This is a genomic window from Billgrantia sp. C5P2 (genome assembly GCF_051062895.2).
The window spans coordinates 4,319,509-4,343,083 of record NZ_CM128542.1; the positions used below are offsets into that span (position 1 = coordinate 4,319,509).

A 23,575-nucleotide genomic window follows, 5' to 3' on the forward strand; every position below is an offset into this window, starting at 1 on the left:
TATGGCCGAGCGCAGGCACCTTTCGGACAGAGCCTAGCACTTACGCCTCGCACTGCTCGCGCAGGCCCATGGCTTTCTCGTAGATGGCGCGGGCCTCATCCAGGCCACGCTCCTCGAGCCGCTTGAGGTAGTTCTCGGTGCCCTCCTCAAGCGGACCTGACCATTCAGGGTCATTGAGTGGGTCTTCGACGACGTGGATGGTATCGCCCTGGGCCACGGCCTCCTCGCGCCCGGCCTTGTCGAGCTCGTCGAAAACCCGCCCCGCCTGCTGGGCCCAGGCCATGCCACTGTTCTCGTCGATCACCGCCTGCATCTCGGGGGAGAGCCGCTCAAAGCTCGCCTGGCTCATCGTCGCCACGATGGCGCCGGCATAGTACGGCACCTGGAGGTGGTACTTCGTCAGCTCGTTGATGCGGAACACCTTCATCGCCTCCCACGGGAAGCTCAGGCCATCCATCACCCCGCGCTGCAGCGAGGTGAAGATGTCGGGCGCCGGCATGCCCAGGGGCTGGGCGCCCATGCTGGCGAGCATCTCGCCGGCCACCTCGCTGGGGCGACGGATGCGCAGCCCCTCTAGGTCGGCGGGCGTGCGGATCTCGGTATCGCGGGTATGCAGGTAAGCCGGCCCGGTGGTGAACAGGAACAGCACGCGGGTATCGTCGTACTCCCCGGCGATATCGCCTTCATCAAAGAGCGTCTGCAGGATGCACGCGCCCTGGGAGGCGCTGTTGACGATCCCAGGTAGCTGCACGATCTCGGTGAGCGGGAACCGCCCGGCGGTGTAGCCCTGCAGCGTGACGGCGATATCGGCGATGCCGTTGACCGTCGCGTCATAGGCCTGGTCGGCCTTGCTCAAGGTCTGCGAGGGGTACATCTCGACCTTGAGTTCGCCGCCGGAATCCTGCTCCACCTGTTCCGCCCAGGCGCGGTAGATCTCCTGGTTGACCGCCGAACCCTCCGGCCACAGATGTGCCATGCGCAGCGTGGTTTCCGCGCCGGCCGAGGCGCAAAGCCCCAGCACGGAAGTGGCAAGCAGCAGGCGTGAGATGGCGTGTTTCATGACGGTGTCCTCTTTGTCGTTGTATTGGTTATGTGATGGGGCTCAGGTAGGCAGGGTCGGCACCTCGATCAGCAGCGGCCGGTCCATCGCGAAGCCCTCCTGCAAGGCAGCCTCCAACGCCTGCCGCGAGTCGGCCAGGCGCGCCTCGACCCCGTAGCCGCGTGCCAGCGCGCAGAAATCGATGCCCGGCACGTCGAGCCCGGGTGCGTCGTCTACCGCCATGTGACGGGCGAAGCCGCGCAGGGCGCCGTAGGTATCGTTCCTGAGGATGATCAGCACCGCCGGAATGCGGTACCGCGCGGCGCTCCACAGCGCGGTGATGGCGTAGCTGGCCGAACCGTCGCCGATCACCCCGATGACCTGGCGCTGCGGCTGGGCGAGCTGCACACCGAGCGCCGCCGGCAGGCCGAAGCCGAGCCCACCCGCAGCGGGAAAGAAGTAGCTGCCGGGCTGGCGCATCGCGACGCGCTCCCAGAAGATCTCCACCGTCGAGGTCGATTCCTTGACGTAGATGGCATCCTCCGGCGCCAGGGCATCGAGGGTGTCGAACACGTTGACCGGGGCCAGGCGCCCCTCGCCATCCTCGGCCGCTGCCGGCTTGGGCAGCGGCTCGGGCATGGCCCGCTCGCTCGGCGCGATGTGCGGCAGTAACGCCTCGAGCGTGGCGTGAACGTCGCCCACCAACGCATCGCCCATGGGGGCGCGGGCCGCCTCGTTGGCGTCCCCGGTCAAGTGCACCAGCCTCGCCCCCTCGGGCAGGTAACGCCCCGGCGCGTACTTGTGATAGCGAAACACCGGGGCGCCGACGACCACGACCAGGTCGTGCCCCTCCAGCTCCGCGGCGATGCCGGCAATGGCCGCCGGCAGCACGCCGCGAAAACAGGGGTGGCGATTGGGGAACGGGCAGCGCGAGGCGGAAGGCGCCACCCACACCGGCAGGCGCAGGCGTTCGGCCAGCTCCACGGCCAGCCCATTGGCCTGGCGAGCGTCGACCTCGGGCCCCAGCACCAGCACCGGGTTGTCGGCGGCATTGAGCCGCTGAGCCAGCCGCTCGAGCTGCGCGGGCGACGGCACACCAGCGTGGTCGATCTCGCGCTCGATCACCAGCGCGGCGTCCTCGCCGGCTTCGCGATCCCAGTCGTCGTGGGGAATCGAGACGTAGACCGGCCCGCGCGGCGGCAGCGAGGCGCTGTGGATCGCCTGGCTCAACGCCCGCGGCACGTCCTCGGGGCAGGCCGGCTCGTAGCTCCACTTGACCAGCGGCTTGGGCAGCTGCGGCGCCTCCACGTTGGCCAGCATCGACTCCACGCCGATCATCGAGCGCGCCTGCTGCCCGGCGGTGATCACCAGCGGCGAGTGGGAATACCAGGCGTTGGTCAGCGCGCCCATGGCGTTGCCGGTGCCCGCCGCAGCGTGCAGGTTGACGAATGCGGGCCGGCCGCTTGCCAGCGCGTAGCCGTCGGCCATCCCGGCCACCACGCCTTCGTGCAGGCCGAGCACATAGCGGAAGTCCTCGGGAAAGCCCTTGAGAAAGGGCAGCTCGTTGGAGCCGGGATTGCCGAAAACGGTGGTGATGCCCTGGCGGCGCAGGAGTGAATAGGTGACGGCGTGAACGCTCGGCATGCTCGATTCCTTGTTCTTGTGCAGTACGTGTCTTCACGCTAGTCGCCGCTGCTACAATCAAGCAAATCGATACTCTTTCTATCAAAAATAAAGTGTGTCTATGCGATGAATCACATCGACCTCAACCTCATGCGCACCTTCGTGCTGCTGTACGAAACCGGCAGCGTGACCCAGACGGCCGAGCGCCTATACGTCACCCAGCCCTCGATCAGCTATGCGCTGGCCCGGCTACGCGACCTCTTCGAGGACCGCCTGTTCGTGCGCACCCGCCAGGGCATGGAACCCACCATTGCCGCCCACCAGCTCTACCCCTCGCTGCGCGATGCCCTGCAGCAGCTCCAGGACACCATCGAGAGCAGCCGCGACTTCGACCCGGCGACCTGCACCCGCCGCTTCCGGCTGGCGCTGACCGACCTGGGGGAAATGGCGCTGCTGCCGAAGCTCATGAGCCACCTGCACGACCAGGCGCCGCAAGCCGAGCTGGAAGTGGTACCGCTGGAGATCGAGCACGCCGAGGAGTGGCTGGCCGCCGGCCGGGTCAACGCGCTGATCTGCAGCCGCCCGCTGACAGGCGCGGCGATTGCGCGCCATGTGCTCTTGAGGGATCGCTACGTCTGCCTGCTCAACCAGGAGCGCTTCGGCAAAGGCCCACTGACCCGCGAGCGCTTCATCGCCGCCCGCCACGTCGCCGTGACCTCCTCTTCCGGGCATGGAATGGCCGAAGAAGTGATGCGCCAAGAGGGTATACAGCGCAAGGTGAGCCTGGAGATCCCACACTTCTCGGTGCTGCCACGGGTGCTCCACGACAGCGACCTGATCGCCATCATGCCGCTGCAGGTCGCCGCCAGCTTCACCGAAGGCTCGCCGCTGACCATCCATGAACTGCCCTTTCACGTGCCCGAGTTCGAGGTCGCGCTGCACTGGCAGGCCCAGGCCAGCCGCTCCCCGTCACAGCGCTGGTTCTGCGAGAGCATTATTGAGGCGATCGGGGAGCGGGAGGGAGCCGCGTTCACCGATTAGCAGCCAGCACCACCGCGAGGCCTTCCTGCAGGTCTTTGACGAAATAAGCGGGCACCTCCAGCGACGGAAAATGCCCTCCCTTTTCGGGCGTCCTCCATCGCACGATCTGCCGATAGCGCTGCTCTGCCCAGGGGCGCGGGCACTTCTCGATGTCGCGGGGGTATATGGTGATGGCAGAGGGAACATCAACCTGCAGTTCGGGGTCGAGCGCGTTAACTCCGCCGTGGCTTTCATAGTAGATGCGGGCCGCCGAGGCGCCGGTCCGCGTCAGCCAGTAGAGGGTGACGTCGTCAAGAATGCGATCTCTGGAAATCGTCTCGAACGGGCTATCGTCGGTATCCGTCCACTCGGCAAACTTGTCGAGAATCCAGGCCAGAAGCCCGATGGGTGAGTCGACAAGCGAGTAGCCGATGGTCTGCGGTCGGGTCGCCTGCTGCTTCGCATACGCCGCGCGGTAGAGCCAGAAGTCGCGGGTGTCCTCGGCCCATTGGCGCTCGGTCGCCGTCAGGCCGTCCATCGTCAAATCGGGCGGTGCCTGGGCCAACGTTGTGTGGATGCCGAGAACGTTTGCAGGGAACTTGCCGCCGAGCACAGTGGTGATGACACCTCCCCAATCGCCGCCGTGGGCGACGAACTTGCCGTAGCCGAGCCTTTCCATCAGTTCCACCCAGGCGGCTGCGATCTTACCGGCACCCCACCCGGTAGTGGCCGGTTTATCGCTGAAGCCAAAGCCCGGCAGCGACGGGACCACGACGTGGAACGCCGGCGTGTCTGGATCTTTCGGCTCTGCCAGTTCGTCGGCGATATCGATGAACTCGGCAATGCTCCCCGGCCAGCCGTGCGTCATGATCAGGGGAGTGGCATCGGCGCGAGCGGATCGGCGGTGCAGGAAGTGGATGCCGAGACCGTCAATCGTGGTGCGGAACTGGCCGATACGCTCAAGGCGCGCCTCGAACGACCGCCAATCGTACTCGGTGCGCCAGTAGTTCACGATATCGACGAGGTCGGCGAGAGGAACACCCTGATCCCAGCGGCGAGGATCGGGCGCGGGGCGATAGACCGTCTCGGTCTCCGGTAGCCGCGCCGCGGCCAGTCGCGCGCGCAGGTCGTCGAGGTCAGCATCGGTTGCACGGGCTTTGAATGCTTGAACGTCCCTGTTTAGGCGATTCATGAGTTGTTCCTTAAGCCTAAGTATTAACACCGATGGCGACGGAGCCGAAGGCACGGCATGGCCTTGCGCAATCCTCGCCTGGCACCCGCAATTAGCTTGGCAAAGAATTCGCCGCACAACCGAGCATTGCGCCGCTCGATATCACGCATTTTTGGGTCCGGGTTATGGAAGGCTATGACTGTCACCCACTGCTGTATCAAGCACACTGGAGGCATATCATGGGGTCACAGCACCTGTCGAGATGAGCAGTAGATGCACCCAGCGTTTCCGTCCGGCACCACAGGCGCCTGGGTGCTTAGAGCGGGTGGTCGAGTGCTCTCAACTCCCAGAAAGCCACCACCGCCAACGTGCCGACTACCAATATGGCTAGCGTCAGCACCGTCAGCCCGGTTGCAGTCAGTGCCAGCACGGCCAACAACGCCAGGCCTACGCAGTGGGATAGCGGTACACGGCCCCAGGCAATGGTCTTGAACAGCAAATTGCCGATCAGATACACCGCCGGGCCGCCAATCAGTGCGCTGCCCCATTTCCAACCAGCCACATCCTGCGGATGAGCAAGCAGAAACTCAGCCCCCACGGCAGTCAGGATAATACCGGCCACTAATGGGATATGGGCGTAGGTATAGGCCAGTCGTCCCAGCGCACCAGGATTATCCGAGGTCTTGATCAGCTCTGCCGCACGCTGGTGGCCGAAGCGGAAGTAAATCCACCACAGCAGAATGGTGGTGACAAACGCCGTGACAAAGGCCAGGAACAGTGTCGGTGAAAGCTCCAACCTGGTCAGGGTATTGCCCATCACCAGAATGGTTTCGCCAAGGCAGATGATAATAAACAGCGCGCAGCGCTCGGCCATGTGCGCACCGGAAATTTCCCAATCTCGCCCCGTGGAACACCCCAGCACCGGCAGCCAAAACCCAACGGCGGCAGACAGGTATTCAATGCCCAAGGCTATGCCCCACAGCAACATACGGCGGTCGCCTTCATCCAGCGCCCCGGCCACCCAAAACACTCCGGCCAGTGCCAGCCAACTGGTGATGCGAATAAAATTTCGGTAGTTACGCTCATCCACTCCACGTAGCAGGCACATCACGACTGCCGAACGCCCCACCTGCATAACGGCAAAAGCAATACCAAAAATCAGCCCACGCTCGCCAAACGCCTCGGGGATGGAGGTGGAGAGCAGCAGGCCAACCAGCATCAACCCCAGAAACAGGCAGCGGCTGATCCAGTGTTCCGGATTGATCCAGTTGGCCACCCAAGTGGTGTACACCCATACCCACCAGATTGCCAACACCAGCATAATGCCTTCGATAAACCCGCGAGGGGTGTAATGGTGCGCCAAGGTGTGAGAAAGCTGGATGATGGTAAATACAAATACCAGATCGAAGAAAAGTTCAATAAAAGACACATGATCGGCGTCGGCGCTGCCACGCTGGCGAAATAGATGGACAGGGCTCATTTACTGGCTTCCTGATGATCGTTCAAGGCACGGGCTATACGCGAATCCGGCACAAACCACAGCACGGCCACGGTCGCATACAACAGCCAGGACAATACCGGTTGAACGATCGCCAATCCGATACCCACGGCGTAGAGCACCGTTGAGGTTTTACCCTTCCAGTCGTAGCGAAAGGCATGACGCAGAGGGTGGTCATGCTCGTGCTGGTCGAGAATACGCTTTTGCAGATAAAAATAGGCCAGCGCCGCCATCAGCAACACCGCGCCATACACCGCGCTGGGCACAGGCGCAAAGGGGTAACTGCCCACCCAGCGCGTGGCAAAGGGAATCAGCGATAGCCAGAACAGCAGATGCATGTTGCCCCACATCACCGCCGGACTGAGCTTGCGGCAGGCCGAGAGCAAGTAGCTGTGGTTATTCCAGTAAATGGCGATATAGACAAAGCTCAGCGCAAAGCTTAGCAGCACCGGCCATAAAGCCAGAAGATCCGACAGTTGGTCACCGGTGGTGACAGTAATGTCGAATACCATGATCGTTATAATTATGGCCAATAGGCCGTCAGTCAGCGCTTCAACTCTTCCGGTATTCATCTTGGTCTTTGTTCGCTCTCATGGGATGGAAGAGAATACTGCCTGTCCCTCGCGCCGGATGACTATCGATTTATTATTCGCAGCATTGCTGCGATTATCGGTTCCAATTTCAAACGTACATGTGATCTCAGGGTAGCCGCCTGGTCTGGCTTGCACCAGAGGCTCAAATCAACGCAAGCCAGATAGATGATATGCGCAAATGACCACGCACCGAAAGTCGGCCCGTGGTCGTGAAAGGGGTAAGGGATTGAGGCAATGGCGGCCTAGCCCTCCATCGCCGCGAACGCTTCGGCGATAGTGGGCGGCGCCGTGGGACGGGTGTACATCGCCTTCAGGTAGTCCTTAAGCCTGGGTGCGTCGCCAAGCATTTCCTCTTCGTTGGCCCAGTCCAGGGTGTAGGCGGCGTTGAAGTCGGCGACGCTGAGCCGGTCGCCGACCACGTACTCGCGCTCCTGCATGTGATGTTCGAGCACCGCTACCATCTCCAGGCACTCCTGCCTGGCCAGGTCGACGTCCTTAGGCAGGCGCTTCTCGTCCGGGTAAACGAAGGTGTGGCGAGCGATACGCCATAGCGGCTGCTCGATCTCCGTCACCAGAAAGAAGTTCCAGCGGTACATCTGGGCTCTCTCTTCCACAGTGTTCGGAATGAACCCCGCCTGTGGATATTTTTCGGCCAGGTAGAGCTGGATCGCGGCCGATTCGGTGATGATCTGGTCACCGTCAACCAGCACGGGGACCTTGGCGGCAGGGTTGAGCGCAAGGAAATCGGGCTGGAGATGCTCCCCTTGCATAAGGGCCACCGGGACCAACTCATACTCCAGGCCCAGCTCATTGAGCAGCCAGATGACGCGCAGTACGCGAGTCGGCGGCGTTCCATAGAGTTTCAACATTTTCCGGCTCCATCGGTTGGCAGGCCTCTGCTGTTTTGCAGGCTTCCTGATCCTGTCGAGCGGGTGCTGGGGGAATCGACACCAGCGGGAGGAAGGCATCGCTGCCTGAGCTCGAGATTCGGTCGCCCCCATTCACAAATGAGAAGAGCCAGCGCAGTGCGCTGGCTCTTCTCGCTGTGCCTTGTTGCGGCCCATCGTGGGCCAGGCATGGCTAACCGTTAGAGGTAGTAGTGGTTGCGCAAGCGAGGTGCATGCTGACGATAGGCCGCTTCGCTCATCCGCTCGAGCAGACGATAGGCGGTACGACCGATGCGCTTGCTCAGGGGAGCGCTGGTGTTGGGGGCGGTCGCACTGTGGGGAAGCGTCTGGGTGGTCATGGTGGCGGTTCTCGGTTACTTCATGAGGATGCTAACAGAATAGCCGAGATTTAGACTTTGGTCTAACCTATTCGCCTTTAGTCGCACATGATCGCCAGCGAAGCCTCAAAAACGAGAGCCAGCACAATGCGCTGGCTCGCTTGCTGCCGGCCCACTAAGGGCCGGGTTCGCTATGGTGCCGCCGAATCAGAAATCGAAGCGCTTAGAAGTCAAAAAAGACGGTCTCGCCTTCGCCCTGCAGCTTGATGTCGAAGCGGTAGCGCACCTTGCCGCCGGCCTCTTCGCGCTTGGCGATGAGGGTCTGCCGGCGGGTCGGCGATTCGATGCGGGAGAGCACGGGGCACTCGGCGTTGGCGTCGGCTTCGTCCTCGAAGTAGAGCCGGGTCTGCAGCTGGATGTTCACCCCGCGGGCGAAGATCGCGAGGTTGATGTGCGGCGCCATGGGCTGGCCGTTGGGGTGAGCTACCGGGCCAGGCTTGATGGTGGTCAGCGACCACTCGCTACCCTCGTCGGCGGTGGTGGCGGTACGTCCGAAGCTGTTGAACGGTTTCTTCAGGTCGAACTCGGACTGGTAGCGGCCCTTGCTGTCAGCCTGCCAGGCCTCGAGCAGGGCGTCGCGCACCAAGTCGCCGTTGCCGTCGATCACGGTACCGACCACCTCGATGTGCTCGCCCTCGGCCTCGGGACTGGCCATCCGGCTCCAGATCTCCTCGTCTCGCTCGGGCAGGCCGGCCACGTGAAGGGCCAGGCCGATGTGCACGTAGGGGCCGGCGGTCTGGGAGGCGGTCTCGCGCAGCATCAGCTCGCTGCAGGGTTGGGAATTCGGCTGTTTCATCTGGTTGCCCCTTGCTGGTTCTCGAACCCGCTTACTGGTTTTCAAAGAAGGTCTGCAGTTCGCCGCGCACCACCAGGTCGAAGCGGTAGGCCAGGCAGTCCATGGGCTTGCTGCGCGCCATGTCGAGGCGGCCGATCATGGTCTCGACCGCAGCCGGATCCTTGATGGTGTTGACGATGGGGCACAGCGGAATCAGCGGATCGCCTTCGAAGTACATCTGGGTGATCAGGCGGGTGGAGATCGAGGGGCCCATCACCGAGACGTGGATGTGCGAGGGGCGCCAGCTGTTGGGGTCGTTTGGCCAGGGGTAAGGGCCGGGCTTGATGGTGCGGAAGCGGTACCAGCCCTGCTCGTCGGTCAGGGTGCGGCCCACGCCGCCGAAGCCCGGATCCAGCGGCGCAAGATAGCCATCCTTCTTGTGGCGATAGCGTCCGCCGGCGTTGGCCTGCCACATCTCCACCAGGGTATGCGGTACCGGCTTGCCGAACTGGTCGACGACACGCCCGAACATGATGATGCGCTCTCCGACCGGCAGGCCAACCGCCCCTGCCAACGCGGGGTCTTCGCGATAGTTGAGCAGCAGGTCGTTGTCGTGGGGGCCCATGCGCAGGTGGCGAAAGCTCGGACCGGAAAGCTCGGAGGTGCTGGCTTGCTGCATGCTGACCAGCGCCTGCTGCGGCGAGCGGGCCACGCTGGTCTTGTAGCCGGGGGCGTAGGCCGGGGGGTGCCAGTTGCGGTCGCGCTCTACGAAGCGCTTGTTGTGATCTTGCATGGTGGTCGTCTCTTGGGGAGAGTGGTCTTGTCTCGCCCAGTGTGGCGCCTTGTCGCAGGTGCGCCAATTGACGACTCGGGCAGCCCCCATAACCGCTGGGTTATGCTGCACTGCCGCTACGACGGCTACCTGGCACGGCTACCCGAACCGCGCCAGGCGCTGACCTCACGCAGTACCTCGCAGAAGGCTTCCCGCGCCAGCGAGGCTTCCATGCTGGCATTGAAGCAGAGCCCCACGGAGCCGCCTTGCGCTTCCAGGTCGATGGCTAGCCGACACAACCGCCCTACCGACACGTCCTCGGCAATGGCCTCCTCGGGGGCGACCCAGATGGCGTCACTCTCCAGGGTGTAGCGTCGGCTGATGGGCAACGAGAGGGTCTCCAGCCGCTGGCTCATCAATGTCAGCGAATGACGCACGCAGAAGCTGTCGACCTGCTGGCGCAGGGTGGTCTGGGGCGGCGGCAGCACCCAGGGGAAGTCGCCCAGCCGGGCGGCTTCGAGGGGCGCGGTGCCTGCCAGGGGGTGGCCGCTGCGCACGCACAGCAGCAGCGGCTCGTAGTAGAGGTGCTCGAAGGCCAGGTCGCGGATTTCGCGGGCCTCGGTCATGCGCCCGACGACCAGATCGAGCTCGCCACGGCGCAGCCGCGAGAGCAAAAAGGCGCTGGAGCCGGTTACCACGTTCACACCCACCTCGTTCTGCCCGTCGGGCTCGGCATGCCAGCGCCGGATGGCCTCGGGCAACAGTTGGCTCTCCACCGTGGAGAGCGCACCCACGCGCAGCCAGCGGTCGCCGCGGTGGGTATCGCCGACGGCAGCCACGCCTTCTTCCAGGGCGCGCATGGCCGGCCCGGCGTGGCGCAGCAGGGTCAGGCCCGCCTGGGTCAGCGCCACGCCCTGGGGCGTACGTTCGAACAGTGAAGCGCCGAGACTCTCTTCAAGCTCGCGAATGGTCTTGGAGATACCCGGCTGGGTGATCGCCAGCCGCTCGGCGGCCCGGGCGAAGCTGCGCTGGCGGGCCACTTCGAGGAAGGCCTGCAGGTGACGCAGCTTGATGCGGGCGTTGAGCATGCGGGTTTCCTACTGACGGGAAGCGAGCAGCCGCGGGGTGACGGCCATGGCCACCAGGCTGATCAGCAGCGTGGGCAGGAAGGCCAGCGCCACGGTGCCTGACATGTCGTTGAGCCAGCCGCCCACCACGGTGATGGCGAATACCAGAAGGTACCCGAAGAACAGCATGCCGGCCATCAATCGGGGCAGCGCCTCGAGGCGCACCAGCCACGCCGGCAGCGCCAGCACGAAGATGAACAGCGCGCTGGTGAAGAAGCCGAAGACACCGGAAGCCCACACCACGTGGCCCCCCGGCAGCCAAAGCATCAGCGGCAGGGCCAGCAGCGCCAGGGCGGTGATGCCGATCAGCGGCCTGGGCCGGCCCATCAGCCGGTCGGCGTAGAAGATCAGCAGCGCCGAGGAGAGCATCTGGGCGCCGTTGAGCGCGGTGAGGCTGGGCGCCAGCAGCGACAGGCGTTCACTGGCCTCGAGCAGCGGCGGCAGGAAGACGTTGCCGGTGAAGTAGAGCGCCGCCGCCGCGCCGAGCAGGGCCACAAGGCGCCACATACGCACGTCGCGTGGATCCGGCAGGGTCAGGCTCGCGGCGCGGGAGCCGTTGGCCATGGCCGGAAGGTGCCGACAGCCGACTCTCAGCGCCAACATCAGCAGCGGCACCGGGGCGACCCACAGGGCAAAGGCCCACTGCCACTGGGCACCGAGCCAGGCCGCGGCCATCGGCCCGGTGGCGCCCGCCGCCAGCAGCTCGCCCACCAGCAGGCCGTTGGTGTACACCGCCGAGGCGCGCCCGATGCGGCCGGGCGCCCACAGCTTGGCGATTACCGGCATCGCGGTTTGCATGAAGGCGATGCCCACCCCCATCAGCACGGTCGCCAGCAGGAAGGGCAGGAAGCCCTCCGGCAGGCTGCGCAGTGCGCTGCCGATGGCCATGATCGCCAGCCCCAGCAGCATGCAGGAGCGTGTACCGACCCGCGCCAGCAGCCACCCTGCCAGCAAGGCACCGAAGGCCAGCGTGACCAGCGGCAGGCTGGTGGCGATTGCCACGTCGCTGCTGGAGAAGCCCAGCACCGCCTTGAGCTGGGGGATCAGCGGCGGCACCACCAGCACCGTGAGGCGCAGGTAGAGCCCCAGGCACCACAGCAGGCCGTAGGCCAGCAGCGCCTGGCGCAGCTCGCTCGGCGGTGGTGAGGTGGTGTCCTGCGCCATGGCCTGCTCTCCTGCGTTCAAAATATTCTGCTCCTAAAGCCGAAACCGGCCAGAAGGCCGGTTCGGATCATGCCATGCGGCACGCCTTGTTAGCACCCTAACGAAAGTCTAGGGCTTCTCGCCCCAGCCCAGCTCTTTCGCCAACGCAAACGCATGGTTCGCCGCCGGCACGCCGCCATAGACGGCCACGTGCATCAGCACCTGGCGTAGCTCCGCTTCGCTGAGGCCGATGCGCTTGGCGGTCTTGAGGTGCAGTACCAGCTCCTCGCGCCCCAGCACGGCGAGGATGCCGGTGGTGATCAGGCTGCGCTCGCGCCGGGTGAGGTCGTCGTTGCTCCACAGCTCGCCCCAGGCCAGCCGGGTGATCATCTGCTGGAAGGGGGCGTCGAGACTGTTGGCGTTTTCGGTGGAGCGGGCCACGTGCTCCTCGCCAAGCACCTGCTTGCGGGTCTCGAGACCTTCGGCATAGCTCACGCCATGCTCGCCGACGCTTTCACGATCGGCGGCCATCCACAGCAGCAGTCGCTTGGCCGTGGCGGTGGGGTCCTCCACCGAGGGCACGTGGGCGAAGCCTTCGAGAATTTCCAGCGGCGCGCCGCCGCACTCGGCCGCCAGCGCCTGCAGGGTCTCGGGCGGCGTGGCTACGTCCTCGCTGCCGCCGAGCAGGTGCACGCTGACGTTCGGATGCTGCGCCAACGGCCCCTTCAGCTTGCCGCGGAAGTCGGTGCGGCCGAGCATCTCGCAAAGCCGGGCATAGGATTCGCCGTCGGTACGTGCCATCTGGGTGCGCCAGCCGGCTTCCAGGGCGGGTTCTGCCTTGAGCCTCTGGGCCGAGAACCAGCGCGGCACGATCTCGCCGGACATGGCCGCCAAGCCTTCGTCGCGCACACGCCCGGCGCGGGTGGTCCATAGTTCGCTGTTGCCGATGACCGCGCCGGTGTTGGTCAGCTTGGCGGAATAGAGCCGCTCGGCATGCTCGGCGATCAGCTGCTGGCCCACCACGCCGCCGATGGAGGTGCCGACGAAATGAAAGCGCGAGGCGCCGGCATGCTCGGCCAATGCCAGGGCCTCGCGGGCCAGCGCTGCCGGGGTGATCTCTCCGTCCGCCTCCGGCCAGGCCTGGCTGGCGCCGTGGCCGGGCAGGTCCCAGGTCAGCACTCGGTAGCGCGGCAACAGCGCCGGCAGCAGGTCGTCCCATACCGCCTGGGTCATGCCCAGCGGATGCGCCAGCACCACCAGCGGCAGCGCCTCGGGGCCGAGCAGGCGATAGGCGACGCTGCGGCCATCGACGTTCAGAAATGCCATGTTCCTTCTCCCAGCAGTGCAACGGGAAAAGCCGGCAGTTCGTCACCGCCGGCCTGGTTCCACTCTATTCTCTTAGGCCTTCTCGATCAGGGTCGCAATCCCCTGCCCCACGCCCACGCACATGGTGCACAGCGCATAGCGCTTACCGGTGCGCTGCAGTTCGTGAGCGGCGGTCATCAGAAGGCGGGCGCCGGACATGCCCAGCGGGTGGCCTAGGGCGATGGCCCCACCGTTGGGGTTGACCCGCGGGTCGTCATCGGCGAGCCCCAGGTCTCGCGTGCAGGCGAGTGCCTGGGCGGCGAAGGCCTCGTTGAACTCGAAAATATCGATCTCGTCCATCGTCACGCCGGTGCGCTCGAGCAGCTTGCGCACCGCCGGCACCGGGCCGTAGCCCATGATGCGCGGCTCGACGCCGGCGGTGGCCATGCCGATGATCCTGGCCATCGGCTTGAGGCCGTGCTGCTCCACCGCGGCCTGGCTTGCCACCAGCATGGCGGCCGCGCCGTCGTTGACGCCGGAGGCGTTGCCCGCTGTGACGCTGCCGCCCTCACGGAACGGCGTCGGCAGCCCGGCCAGCTTCTCCAGGGTGGTCTCACGCGGATGCTCGTCGGTATCGAACACCAGCGGCTCCTGCTTGCGCCGGGGAATCTCGATCGGCGTGATCTCGATGGCGAAGCGGCCCGCCTTCTGGGCGGCGGCGGCCTTCTGCTGCGAGCGCAGGGCGAAGGCGTCCTGATCCTCGCGGGAGATATTGAACTGCTCGGCGACGTTCTCGGCGGTCTCCGGCATGGAGTCGATGCCGTGGGCCTTCTTCATCAGCGGATTGACGAAGCGCCAGCCGATGGTGGTGTCCTCGATCTTCTGGCCGCGGGAGAAGGCGCTGTCGGCCTTGCCAAGCACATAGGGTGCGCGGGACATGGATTCCACGCCGCCGGCCAGGGCCAGTTCCATCTCGCCGGCCTTGATGGCGCGGAAGGCGGTGCCCACCGCGTCCATGCCGGAGCCGCACAGGCGGTTCATGGTGGTGCCGGGCACCGAGGTGGGCAGGCCCGCCAGCAGCGCCGACATGCGCGCCACGTTGCGGTTGTCCTCGCCGGCCTGGTTGGCACAGCCCATGAAGACCTCGTCGATGGCGGCCAGGTCGAGATCGGGCGCATCATTCAACACCGCCTTGAAGATGGTGGCGGCGAAGTCGTCGGGGCGCACGCTGGCCAGGGTGCCGCCGAAGCGGCCGATGGCGGTGCGCCGCGGATGGCAGAGAAAGACGTCAGTCATAAATAGAATCTCCTGTGATTCACGCTTAAAACGCGACGAATGCAGCCCGTTTCAAGGCGAATTTATGCGCCCGCGTGCTTACGCTCGGTCCTCGCCTTCAACTCGCGCAGGATCTCGAGTTCGTGGGCGCTGGGCTCGGGCGTGGTTTCGAGCGTGTCGGCGAAGCGGATCTCCCAGCCGGTGGCCTCGATCACGTCCTCGCGGGAGACGTTCGGGTGCAGCGATACGACCACCAGCTCCTTGGTCTCGGGGTCGGGCTTCATCACGCACAGGTCGGTGATGACCCGGGTCGGCCCCTTGCCGATGTTGGGCACGCCGTCGCGGCCCTTGCCGTCGCGGCCGAAGCCCAGGGTGGTGATGAAGTCGACGTCCTTTACGAAGGCGCGCTTGGAGTGCTTCAGGGTGATGAAGACCTCGCCGGCGTTGGTGGCGATCTCCGGCGCCCCGCCGCCGCCCGGCAGGCGCACCTTGGGATCATGGTAGTCGCCGATCAGCGTGGTGTTGAGGTTGGCGAAGCGGTCGATCTGGGCAGTGCCGAGGAAGCCCACGCTGACCTTGCCGCCCTGCAGCCAGTAGCGGAACATCTCCGGCACCGAGACGGTGGTCAGCGCCGATTCGCACAGCTCGCCATCGCCGATGGAGAGCGGCAGCACCTCGGGCTTGGTCTGTAGGGTGCCGGATTCGTAGATCAGCACCACCTCTGGCGCGTGGGTCAGGCGCGCCAGGTTGGCAGCCTCGCTGGGCAGGCCAATGCCGACGAAGCAGGTCATGCCGTTTTCGAGCGCGCGAGCGGCGGTGACGCTCATCATTTCCGCTGAGGTGTAATCGAGGCTCATCAGGCGTTCCCCCCTGCATTCATGACGTTCTCATCGATCCACCGGGTAAAGGTGTCACGGTCGCGAGCGATGGCGTCCCACTCTTTGTAGAAGGCGTTGTTGCGCGGGTAATAGCCGTGGGCATAGGAGGGCAGCGAGCCCTTCTCGGCCACGGCAATGGCGCTGACCGCCCAGCCCGGAATGATGCAGGCGTTGGGGTGATAGCCCGGCTCGGCGCGCAGGTCGTCGACGATCTCCTCGACGGTGACGATGCTCTTCTTCGCCGCCAGTACGGCTTCCTTCTGCACGCCGATGATGCCCTCGACCAGCACGTTGCCGGCGCGGTCGGCCTTCTGTGCGTGGACGATGGAAACGTCGGGGCGCACCGAGGGCACCGCGGCCAGGCGCTCGCCGGTGAAGGGGCACTCGATGAACTTGATCTGGTCGTTGACGCTGGGCAGCTCGCTGCCCACGTAGCCACGCAGCACGGCCAGCGGCAGCCCGGCGGCGCCGGCCTCGAAGGCGCAGGCCATGGCGGCGTGGCTGTGCTCGAGGATCTCGACCTTGTGCGGCCAGCCCTTCTCCACGGCATCGCGCAGGCGGTGCAGCGAACCCACGCCGGGGTTGCCGCCCCAGGAGAAGATCACCTTCTTGGCGCAGCCGGCACCGATCATCTGGTCGTAGACCAGGTCGGGCGTCATGCGGATCAGGGTGAGGTCGCGCTTGCGCTGACGGATCACTTCGTGACCGGCGGCGAAGGGAATCAGGTGGGTGAAGCCCTCCATGGCCACGGTAGCGCCGTCTTCGACGTAGCGTGCCACCGCGTCATGCAGGCTGAGGAACTCGGCCATGGTCGTCCTCCTGGCGGGTATTCTCAAATAAGTTCGAATAGCGAACTTTGTTTTGTGATGCGAACAAGTTACCGCCAAGCCAAGGTGCCGTCAAATTCGCCGTATCTGAAAAAGCACAAGGGGAGGCCAGGCCTCCCCTTGCTTGGGACATGCAATACCGTGATTTTTCAGCGAATCATTCCCGCTGAAGCCAGGCAATGGCGCGCTGCACCTGGGCTTGGCTGCTACCAAGGTATAAGGCAGGATCCGTCGCCTGACGCAGCGCCTCGACCTCAAGCTTGTCCCCGATTTCGGCTTTCACCTCGGCATGCGCTTCAAGCGCCTCGGCATAGGGCATGCCCTGGAGGCGTGCCGTTTCGGCAGCCTCGGCGCTGATGCGCTTGGCGGCGTCCTGGCCCAGCACCGGCGCCAGCAGGCGCGACACCGGCTCGGCCATGATGCCGCCGCCGGTAGCCGCCAGGTTGCGGCGCATCGCCTCGGGATTCACCTCGAGCCCCTCGAGCAGCGTGGCGGCCTGCTCCAGCGCACCCTCCAGCAGCAGGGCGCTGTCGACCAGCGGCGACCACTCGGCGTGCCACTCGCCCAGCCCGCGCTCCAGCGGCTGGGCGGCAGCATTGAGCAGCACCGTGGTGTAACCATGTACCTGCCGCGCCGCACCGCGGATCATGGCACAGCGTACCGGGTTGCGCTTGTGCGGCATGGAGGAGGACTCACCCATGCCCGGGGCGGAGGGCTCGGCGACTTCCCCTACTTCGGTCTGGGTCAGCAGCGAGATATCGAGGGCCAGTTTTTCGGCCGCCCCTGCTGCCGCATCCAGTGCCGTTCCCAGGGCATGGATCGGCTGGCGGTCAGTGTGCCAAGGGAGCACCGGTGCACTCAGACCGAGGCGTTGCGCCAGGGCGTCCATGAAATCGAGGCCCGGCTCGTCCAAACCAGAGTGCACCCCCACGGCGCCACCGAACTGCACCGGCAGCTCGACCTGCGCCAGGCGGCGGCGCGCCTGCTCCAGGCCGATGGCCCAGTGCGCCACCCTGACGCCGAAGGTGATCGGCAGCGCCTGCTGCATCAGGGTGCGCCCCACCATGACAGTGCGCTCATGGGTCTTCATCAGCTCGACCGCGGCGACGCGACAACGCACCAGCAAGGCGTCCAGCGCAGCCAGCCGCGGCTTGAGCAGCAGCATCAGCGCCGAGTCAATCACGTCCTGGCTGGTCGCACCCATGTGCCAGTAGCGCTTGAGTTCGTCCGGCAGCGCGGCGCGGGCCTGCTTGACGAAGGGAATCGCCGCGTTGCCGCCACTGGCGATACCGGCAGCGATGGCGGCATCATCGAAGGCGTGCTCCGAGAGCACCTGGCGCATTTCCTCGCTCGCCCCGACGGGCACGGCGCCATGCTCCTCCTGCACCTCGGCCAGCGCCAGCTCGAAAGCGAGCATGGCCTGGACCATGGCCTGGTCATGACACTGTGCCAATGCCGTTTGGCTCATGAAAGGGTGCCGAAGCAGGGCGTCAGGCATATCATGCTCTCCGCAGAAAGGATTGGCTCATGCTCAGACTTAAGGCTCAAGCTTAGCCCATAGTCGTACATATGTTCGCAAAACGAACACTATGCTAGATTGAAGGGCTCCGATGGAGCAACTCATCCAAGACGACAACGGAACAGAAATGGCACCCGAGGAAGAGGTACTCAGCCCGGACGACCGGGACTTCGTCACCGCCCTGGCCAGCGGCCTGGAGGTCATCCTGGCCTTCGACGAGACGCACTCGCGCATGACGCTGAGCGAAGTCGCCAGCCGTACCGGCATGAACCGTGCCCGCGCCCGGCGCTTCCTGCTCACCCTGCATGCCCTTGGCTATGTGCGCAAGCAAGGCCGAAACTTCGAGCTGGCCCCGCGGGTGCTGCAGCTCGGCTACGCGTTTCTCTCCGCCAACAACTATCGTAGCGTGATCCAGCAGGTGCTGGAGGACATCACCGCCGAGAGCGGCGAATCCTCTTCCCTGGGCGTGCTCGATGGCGACGAGGTCACCTACGTGGCGCGCTCCTCGGCCCGCCACCGGCTGATGGCGATTACCCTCTCCGTCGGCACCCGGCTGCCTGCCGCCCATACCTCTATGGGGCGGGCGCTGCTGGCCCAGCTTCCCGATGCCGAACTGGATGCCTTCCTGGAACGGGTCACGCTTACGCGCTACACCGACAAGACAGTGACCGACAAGGCCGCGCTCAAGAAGTGCATCCTCAAGGTGCGCCAGCAGGGCTACGCCATCGCCGACCAGGAGCTGGACTCGGGGCTTCGCTCGCTTGCCGTGCCGGCCTTCGATGCCAACGGCAAGCTGCTCGGCGCCATCAACATCAGCACCAATGCCGCCCGGGTGGATCTGGATACCCTGATGAAGGAGTACCTGCCGCTACTCCAGCAGAAGGCACGCGATATACGCGCCACTGTCAGTTGATGAGACGAGCGGAGGCATGACTTTTCTTGAACACCATTCTAGAATGCCTTATTTAGCCAGCGAGACATCCACATGGCGGGCAGTCTGATCGAACGCACCCTCGGGGTGCTTGAAGCCCTTTCCGAAGATGCCGACGGCCTGCCGCTGTTGATCGTCGCGGAACGCCTGGGCATTCCCAAGAGCGCGGCTCACCGTATCTGCCACGAGCTGATCCGTCTGGGCCATGTGCGTCAGGACCCGGCCAGCCAGCGCTATCAGCTCACTACCCGGTTGGTGGCACTGAGCTTGCGCTATCTCTCCAGTACCGGCGCCAGCGACATCGTCCAACCGGTGCTCGATCGACTGGCCGAACAGAGCGGTGAGCTGGTGCGCCTCTCGGTGATCGAGGGCAGCCGACTGACCTGGATCGCCAAGGCCCAGGGTGCGCGCAGCGGCCTGCGCTACGACCCCGACATGGGCAAGGAGGCGCCGTTGTTCTGCACCGCCAGCGGTCACGCCTGGCTGGCGGCCCTGAGCGACGAGGAGGCCCTGGCGCTGGTCGACACCCAGGGCATGGAGACCGACCACCCGCTGGGACCCAACGCCCCACGCAGCAAGGAAGCCCTGCTCGAGCACTTGCAGCAGACACGGCAGCGCGGCTACAGCTGGACTCACGACAGCATGGGGCCCGGTACCGCCGCCATGGCCGCCTTGGTGCGTCATCCCCTGGATCGCCATCCCCAAGGGGTGCTGAGCATCGCCGGCCCCAGCGTGCGGCTCGACGAGCAGCGCGTGAAGGAACTTGGCCCCGCCCTGGTGACCGCCGCCGAGGAACTCTCCCAGGCCACGCCCTCCTCGCGCCTCTTTACCTGATTTCTTCCTCTTTCTAAAAGCGGCTGGCCGGGATAGTTCCCGGCCAGGTCGTGGTTGCCTTGGCACGGAGGCCCGCATGCTCGAAATACTCGCCATTACCACGCCGATCTTCTTGCTGATCGGTGCCGGCTACCTGGCCATGGGCACACGGCTGGTGAACCGGGAACAACTTCAAGGCGTGGCCACCTTCGTGCTCTACTTCGCCCTGCCGGCCCTGATCATACGTGCCCTGACACAGAACCCTCTCGACCAGGTGCTTCATACGCCCTACCTGCTGGCCTATGGCCTGGGCTCGGTGGCGGTATTCGCGTTTGCCCTGCTGCTGACGCTGGGCCTGCAGCGCAAATCGCTCAGCGAGGGCGCCATGCACGCGCTGGGCATGTCCGCCTCCAACAGCGGCTTCATCGGCTACCCGGTTGCCGCCATGGTGCTCGGCAGCTCGCCGGCGGCCATCCTCATGGCCCTGAACATGGTGATCGAGAACCTGCTGATCATTCCGGCCGCCCTGATCCTGGCCGAGGCAGGTCGCCAGAGCGGCGCCGGTATCGTCACGGTGGCCCGCAAGACCCTGGTGCGGCTGGTGCGCAATCCCATCCTGATCGGCCTGGCGGCAGGCCTGGCATTGGCCGTGACGGACACTTCCCTGCCGGGCCCCCTGGCCCAGGTCATCGACATGCTGGCCAGCGCCGCCGGCCCTGCGGCACTGTTCGTCATCGGCGGCACCCTGTTCGGGCTCCAGGTACGCGGCATGGTCAACGACGTCGGCCAGATCGTCACCGGCAAGCTGATCCTGCATCCCCTGGCGGTGCTTGGCCTGTTCCTGCTGATGCCGTCGGCGGATCCGGTCCTGCTGGCCGGTGCCCTGCTGTTCGCCTGTGCGCCGATGGTCAGCATCTATCCGCTGCTCGGTCATCGCTACGGTATGGCCGGTGTCAGCGCCGCCGCGCTGATGGTGGCTACCCTGGCGGCTTTCGTGACCCTGAGCCTGGCTATCTGGCTGATGAATTCCGCTGGCCTGCTGCCCACGGGGTAGCGATGTGCCGTAATAGCCAAGAATGGAACGTCACACTGCGGAAAGACATCGCGATGCATGTGCACCCTCACGAAGCCTGGTCCAGGACCAGGCAGGTCGTACTCGCAAGGGCGTAGAGCTTGCCGTCCGGTCCGTAGAGCTGGCCTTCCGCCACCGCCATTCGGCGACCACCGTGAACCAGCCGACCTTCCGCGCGAACCAGCGGTATCGCCTCGGTGAGGGCCCGGACGATATTGAACTTCAGCTCCAGGGTCGTGTACGTCTTGCCAGGCGGCAGTGTCGAATGCACGGCGCATCCCATCGCCGTGTCGAGCATGGTCGCAAACCAGCCGCCGTGCACCGTACCCATCGGGTTGTAGTATCTGGAGCCCGGCCGTCCCTGGAATACCGCACGTCCAGGCTCGATGCACACCGGGACGCAGCCGAGTGTGACGACCATCGGGGGGAGCGGCAGCTCGCCGGCAAGGATCGCTTCGAATATCTGCAATCCACTTCGGCCGGCGACCTGATCAGGCGACGCCACACCGGGAACGGTCTGAAGATGGGCACGCACGGCCGCTTCCTCGGCCTGCCAGCGAGCCAGCGTTTCTTCGGAATTCATCGCGTCGGTTGTGGTCATTTCGCATCCCCGTCGACGGTGATGGAGAGATCGCTGTAGAGGCGGTTGCTGCTGGCAGGTCGCGCCTCCCAGCCGCCTCCCAAGGCCCGGAAGGAGGCAATGGCGGCGCGCGCCGCTTCGGTTTGCGCCTGGGCCTTGGCGTCGCGCACCTGCAGCAGGCTGCCGTCGGCATTGAGTACCTCGATCAGGCTGACGATGCCGCCTTCGTAGGCGGCAAGCGAGTTCTCGCGGGCACTGGCGAGCGACGCTTCCCCCTGCGCCAAGATGTCGACCTGGGCCTCGCGTTGGACGAGGGCGGAAAAGGCGTTCTCCACTTCCTCGGCCGCCCGCAGCACGGCCAGCCGGTAGGCCGCGAGCGCTTCGGCCTCCTGGCCACGCGCAGCGGCGATCTGCGCCTCGACGCGGCCGAAGTCGAACAGACGCCAGCGCAGCCCAAGGACACCCTGGGCCTGGCTGGCATCGCCAGAGAAGAGGTTGCCGCTCGAGATCGTAGTGGCGCTGCCAAGCAGGGCACCGAGCGAGAGCTTGGGATAGTACTCCGACATCGCCACGCCGATACGCGCATTGGCGGCTGCGAGGCGCCGCTCGGCCACGATGAGGTCCGGCCGGCGCCGAATCATCTCGGCCGGGGTGCCGGTCTCGGCCAGCCCCGGTGCGACCGGAACCGGCTCCGCCGGGCTCAAGTCGGCGCGGTAGGTCCCAGGCTGCGCGCCAAGCAGCACGTCCAGCGCGTTCATCGCCGCGTCGAGACCCGTTTCCAGGACGGGAATCTGCGCCTCGACTTGAGCGAGCGACCCCTCGGCCTGGTGCATCTGCAGCTCGGCCGCGATCCCCTGCTCGTACTGGAACCTGATCGTGTCGAGCAGTTGGCGACGGGTCTCGGCCTGTTGCCTGACGATTGCGAGGCGCTCCTGCAGGCCTCGGATCGTGACGTAGACATCCGCCGTGTGTGCGGCCACGGCCAGCCGTGTCGCGACAGCGCCAGCTTCGGATGCCGCGTACTCCGCGCGCGCGGCTTCCCGTCCTCGCCGCAGGCCGCCAAACATATCGACCTCCCAGCCCACCTCGAGGTTGGCCTCGTAGGCACTGCCGCTGCGATCGAAATCGGGCGTGGCAGACAGCACCCGCCCCAGCGGGGTCTCGATCGACTGGTATACTTCCGCACCGTGAGCGTTCACGTTGGCCGATGGCAGCAGTGCGGCATCGGCCTGGCGCAGCGAGGCACGCGATTGGGCGACACGGGCCGCCGCTTGCGCAATGTCCAGGTTCTGCTCGAGGGCGAGGCTGACGAAGCGCGCCAGCAAGGGATCGTCGAAGGCGGCCCACCAGGCCTGGAGGTCCGCCTGGCTCTGGACTTCCCGCTGCTCGACGCTCTCCTGCCCGATGAAGCGAGCCGACAGGGCAGTTTCGGGCGGCCGGTAGTCCGGGCCGACTGCGCAGCCCGTCAAGACGCTGACACTCAGCAGAAGGGCGAGAGAGCGGGGGCGGGCAAGCATGGGAGTCTCCAGAGGGTGGAATTTGTCGAAGTGACTATAGTCCAATATAGTCACAAGTTGTCAAACCCAAAATATCGAGGTGTGGTGTCTCATGAGTGAAAACGCGTCTTCCGCCCCCCAATCGCGCGGCCCTGCCGATCACAATGTTCGCGAGCAGATCGTGGAGGCCGCCGAAGAGCACTTCAGCCACTACGGTTACGACAAGACCGCGGTCTCCGACCTGGCCAAATCAATTGGTTTTTCCAAGGCTTACATCTACAAGTTCTTCGATTCCAAGCAGGCCATCGGCGAGGCCATCTGCGCCAAGACCTTGAGCGCCATCATCGTCGCGGTCGAAGAGGCCGTGGCCGACGCGCCCACGGCAACGGAGAAATTCCGCAGAATGTTCAAAAGCTTGGTATCGACTGGTGTGAGCCTGTTCTTCAATGATCGCAAGCTGTACGACATTGCCGCGCACTCGGCCGGCGAGGGCTGGCCATCTGCCCGCGCCTACGGTGAGCGCATCGAACAGATCCTGTTGGAGATCGTCCGCGAGGGGCGCGAGAGCGGCGAATTCGAGCGCAAGACGCCGCTGGACGAGACGGTGAAAGCGATCTTTCTGGTCATTCAACCCTACGCGAATCCGCTCCTGCTCCAGTACAACCTCGATCTCGTCGAGGAGGCGCCGGTGCAGCTGTCGAACCTGGTGCTGCGCAGCCTGGCTCCCTAGTGCCCTAGCGAACCCAGAGAGTGACTATTTACAAATCTAGTCACTCGTCATAAGCTGTGAGATATCCGTCTTCCCGGAGATCTCCATGCTCAAGCGCCGTGAT

The 23,575-nt window shown here is 65.2% G+C and carries 23 protein-coding genes; 5 read left to right on the plus strand and 18 right to left on the minus strand.

Annotation, left to right across the window (positions count from 1 at the left end):
- Positions 1-40: 40 nt before the first annotated feature.
- The gene (locus ACRWQA_RS20095) at positions 41-1,060 is read right to left on the minus strand and encodes a TRAP transporter substrate-binding protein (RefSeq protein WP_434230573.1); all 1,020 of its coding nucleotides are present in this window, start codon (positions 1,058-1,060) and stop codon (positions 41-43) included.
- Positions 1,061-1,102: 42 nt separating this feature from the next.
- Complete coding sequence (mdlC, locus tag ACRWQA_RS20100) at positions 1,103-2,683, minus strand: benzoylformate decarboxylase (RefSeq protein ID WP_434230575.1); 1,581 nt, start codon at positions 2,681-2,683, stop codon at positions 1,103-1,105.
- Positions 2,684-2,788: 105 nt separating this feature from the next.
- Between mdlC and ACRWQA_RS20105 the strand changes: the two genes are divergently transcribed.
- Positions 2,789-3,703 carry a LysR family transcriptional regulator gene (locus tag ACRWQA_RS20105; RefSeq protein WP_434230578.1) on the plus strand — a complete coding sequence of 305 codons (915 nt, stop codon included), beginning with the start codon at positions 2,789-2,791 and terminating at the stop codon, positions 3,701-3,703.
- On the opposite strand, the gene ACRWQA_RS20110 is transcribed toward ACRWQA_RS20105, so the two are convergent.
- From ACRWQA_RS20110 to ACRWQA_RS20175, 14 genes are all read right to left on the minus strand, one after another.
- Positions 3,693-4,874, minus strand: coding sequence for an epoxide hydrolase family protein (locus ACRWQA_RS20110; protein ID WP_434230580.1), 1,182 nt, complete (start codon positions 4,872-4,874; stop codon positions 3,693-3,695). The genes ACRWQA_RS20105 and ACRWQA_RS20110 overlap by 11 nt on opposite strands.
- 295 nt (positions 4,875-5,169) lie before the next feature.
- On the minus strand, positions 5,170-6,333 hold the full coding sequence (locus tag ACRWQA_RS20115) for a low temperature requirement protein A (protein ID WP_434230583.1): 1,164 nt from the start codon (positions 6,331-6,333) through the stop codon (positions 5,170-5,172).
- A complete protein-coding gene (locus ACRWQA_RS20120; RefSeq protein WP_434230586.1) occupies positions 6,330-6,923 on the minus strand; it encodes a TMEM175 family protein in 594 nt (197 codons plus the stop codon). Before ACRWQA_RS20120 ends, ACRWQA_RS20115 begins: the two co-directional genes overlap by 4 nt.
- A gap of 263 nt (positions 6,924-7,186) precedes the next feature.
- A complete protein-coding gene (locus ACRWQA_RS20125) occupies positions 7,187-7,813 on the minus strand; it encodes a glutathione S-transferase family protein (protein ID WP_434230588.1) in 627 nt (208 codons plus the stop codon).
- A 218-nt stretch (positions 7,814-8,031) separates the two neighbouring features.
- Entirely contained in the window at positions 8,032-8,190 is a 159-nt protein-coding gene (locus ACRWQA_RS20130) for a hypothetical protein (RefSeq protein WP_434230590.1), read from the minus strand.
- A 202-nt stretch (positions 8,191-8,392) separates the two neighbouring features.
- Positions 8,393-9,025: a protocatechuate 3,4-dioxygenase subunit alpha gene (gene pcaG / locus ACRWQA_RS20135; protein WP_434230591.1), complete on the minus strand. Its 633-nt coding sequence runs from the start codon at positions 9,023-9,025 to the stop codon at positions 8,393-8,395.
- Positions 9,026-9,056: 31 nt separating this feature from the next.
- Positions 9,057-9,797 carry a protocatechuate 3,4-dioxygenase subunit beta gene (gene pcaH / locus ACRWQA_RS20140; RefSeq protein ID WP_434230593.1) on the minus strand — a complete coding sequence of 247 codons (741 nt, stop codon included), beginning with the start codon at positions 9,795-9,797 and terminating at the stop codon, positions 9,057-9,059.
- Positions 9,798-9,922: 125 nt separating this feature from the next.
- Positions 9,923-10,864 carry a pca operon transcription factor PcaQ gene (gene pcaQ, locus ACRWQA_RS20145; RefSeq protein ID WP_434230594.1) on the minus strand — a complete coding sequence of 314 codons (942 nt, stop codon included), beginning with the start codon at positions 10,862-10,864 and terminating at the stop codon, positions 9,923-9,925.
- Between the two features lie 9 nt (positions 10,865-10,873).
- Complete coding sequence (locus tag ACRWQA_RS20150) at positions 10,874-12,067, minus strand: MFS transporter (RefSeq protein WP_434230596.1); 1,194 nt, start codon at positions 12,065-12,067, stop codon at positions 10,874-10,876.
- A gap of 108 nt (positions 12,068-12,175) precedes the next feature.
- On the minus strand, positions 12,176-13,372 hold the full coding sequence (locus tag ACRWQA_RS20155) for an alpha/beta fold hydrolase (protein ID WP_263581497.1): 1,197 nt from the start codon (positions 13,370-13,372) through the stop codon (positions 12,176-12,178).
- A 72-nt stretch (positions 13,373-13,444) separates the two neighbouring features.
- Positions 13,445-14,647, minus strand: a complete 1,203-nt coding sequence (gene pcaF / locus ACRWQA_RS20160) for a 3-oxoadipyl-CoA thiolase (protein ID WP_263581498.1) — start codon at positions 14,645-14,647, stop codon at positions 13,445-13,447.
- Positions 14,648-14,709: 62 nt separating this feature from the next.
- Positions 14,710-15,483, minus strand: coding sequence for a CoA-transferase subunit beta (locus tag ACRWQA_RS20165; protein WP_263581499.1), 774 nt, complete (start codon positions 15,481-15,483; stop codon positions 14,710-14,712).
- Positions 15,483-16,313 (minus strand): CoA transferase subunit A, encoded by an 831-nt coding sequence (locus tag ACRWQA_RS20170; RefSeq protein WP_263581500.1) that lies wholly within the window; start codon positions 16,311-16,313, stop codon positions 15,483-15,485. The genes ACRWQA_RS20165 and ACRWQA_RS20170 overlap by 1 nt, the downstream gene beginning before the upstream one ends.
- Before the next feature lie 175 nt (positions 16,314-16,488).
- On the minus strand, positions 16,489-17,829 hold the full coding sequence (locus tag ACRWQA_RS20175; protein ID WP_263581501.1) for a class-II fumarase/aspartase family protein: 1,341 nt from the start codon (positions 17,827-17,829) through the stop codon (positions 16,489-16,491).
- Positions 17,830-17,977: 148 nt separating this feature from the next.
- On the opposite strand from ACRWQA_RS20175, the gene ACRWQA_RS20180 reads away from it, so the two are divergent.
- From ACRWQA_RS20180 to ACRWQA_RS20190, 3 genes are all read left to right on the plus strand, one after another.
- Complete coding sequence (locus tag ACRWQA_RS20180) at positions 17,978-18,763, plus strand: IclR family transcriptional regulator domain-containing protein (protein ID WP_263581502.1); 786 nt, start codon at positions 17,978-17,980, stop codon at positions 18,761-18,763.
- A 72-nt stretch (positions 18,764-18,835) separates the two neighbouring features.
- Complete coding sequence (locus tag ACRWQA_RS20185; protein WP_263581503.1) at positions 18,836-19,615, plus strand: IclR family transcriptional regulator; 780 nt, start codon at positions 18,836-18,838, stop codon at positions 19,613-19,615.
- Between the two features lie 76 nt (positions 19,616-19,691).
- Positions 19,692-20,648, plus strand: a complete 957-nt coding sequence (locus tag ACRWQA_RS20190) for an AEC family transporter (RefSeq protein WP_263581504.1) — start codon at positions 19,692-19,694, stop codon at positions 20,646-20,648.
- A 67-nt stretch (positions 20,649-20,715) separates the two neighbouring features.
- Here the strand turns inward: ACRWQA_RS20190 and ACRWQA_RS20195 are convergent, their stop codons facing one another.
- Positions 20,716-21,267, minus strand: coding sequence for a PaaI family thioesterase (locus ACRWQA_RS20195; RefSeq protein WP_263581505.1), 552 nt, complete (start codon positions 21,265-21,267; stop codon positions 20,716-20,718).
- Positions 21,264-22,763 carry an efflux transporter outer membrane subunit gene (locus ACRWQA_RS20200; RefSeq protein ID WP_434230601.1) on the minus strand — a complete coding sequence of 500 codons (1,500 nt, stop codon included), beginning with the start codon at positions 22,761-22,763 and terminating at the stop codon, positions 21,264-21,266. The genes ACRWQA_RS20195 and ACRWQA_RS20200 overlap by 4 nt, the downstream gene beginning before the upstream one ends.
- 91 nt (positions 22,764-22,854) lie before the next feature.
- Between ACRWQA_RS20200 and ACRWQA_RS20205 the strand changes: the two genes are divergently transcribed.
- Positions 22,855-23,472, plus strand: coding sequence for a TetR/AcrR family transcriptional regulator (locus ACRWQA_RS20205; protein WP_263581507.1), 618 nt, complete (start codon positions 22,855-22,857; stop codon positions 23,470-23,472).
- Positions 23,473-23,575 lie beyond the last annotated feature (103 nt).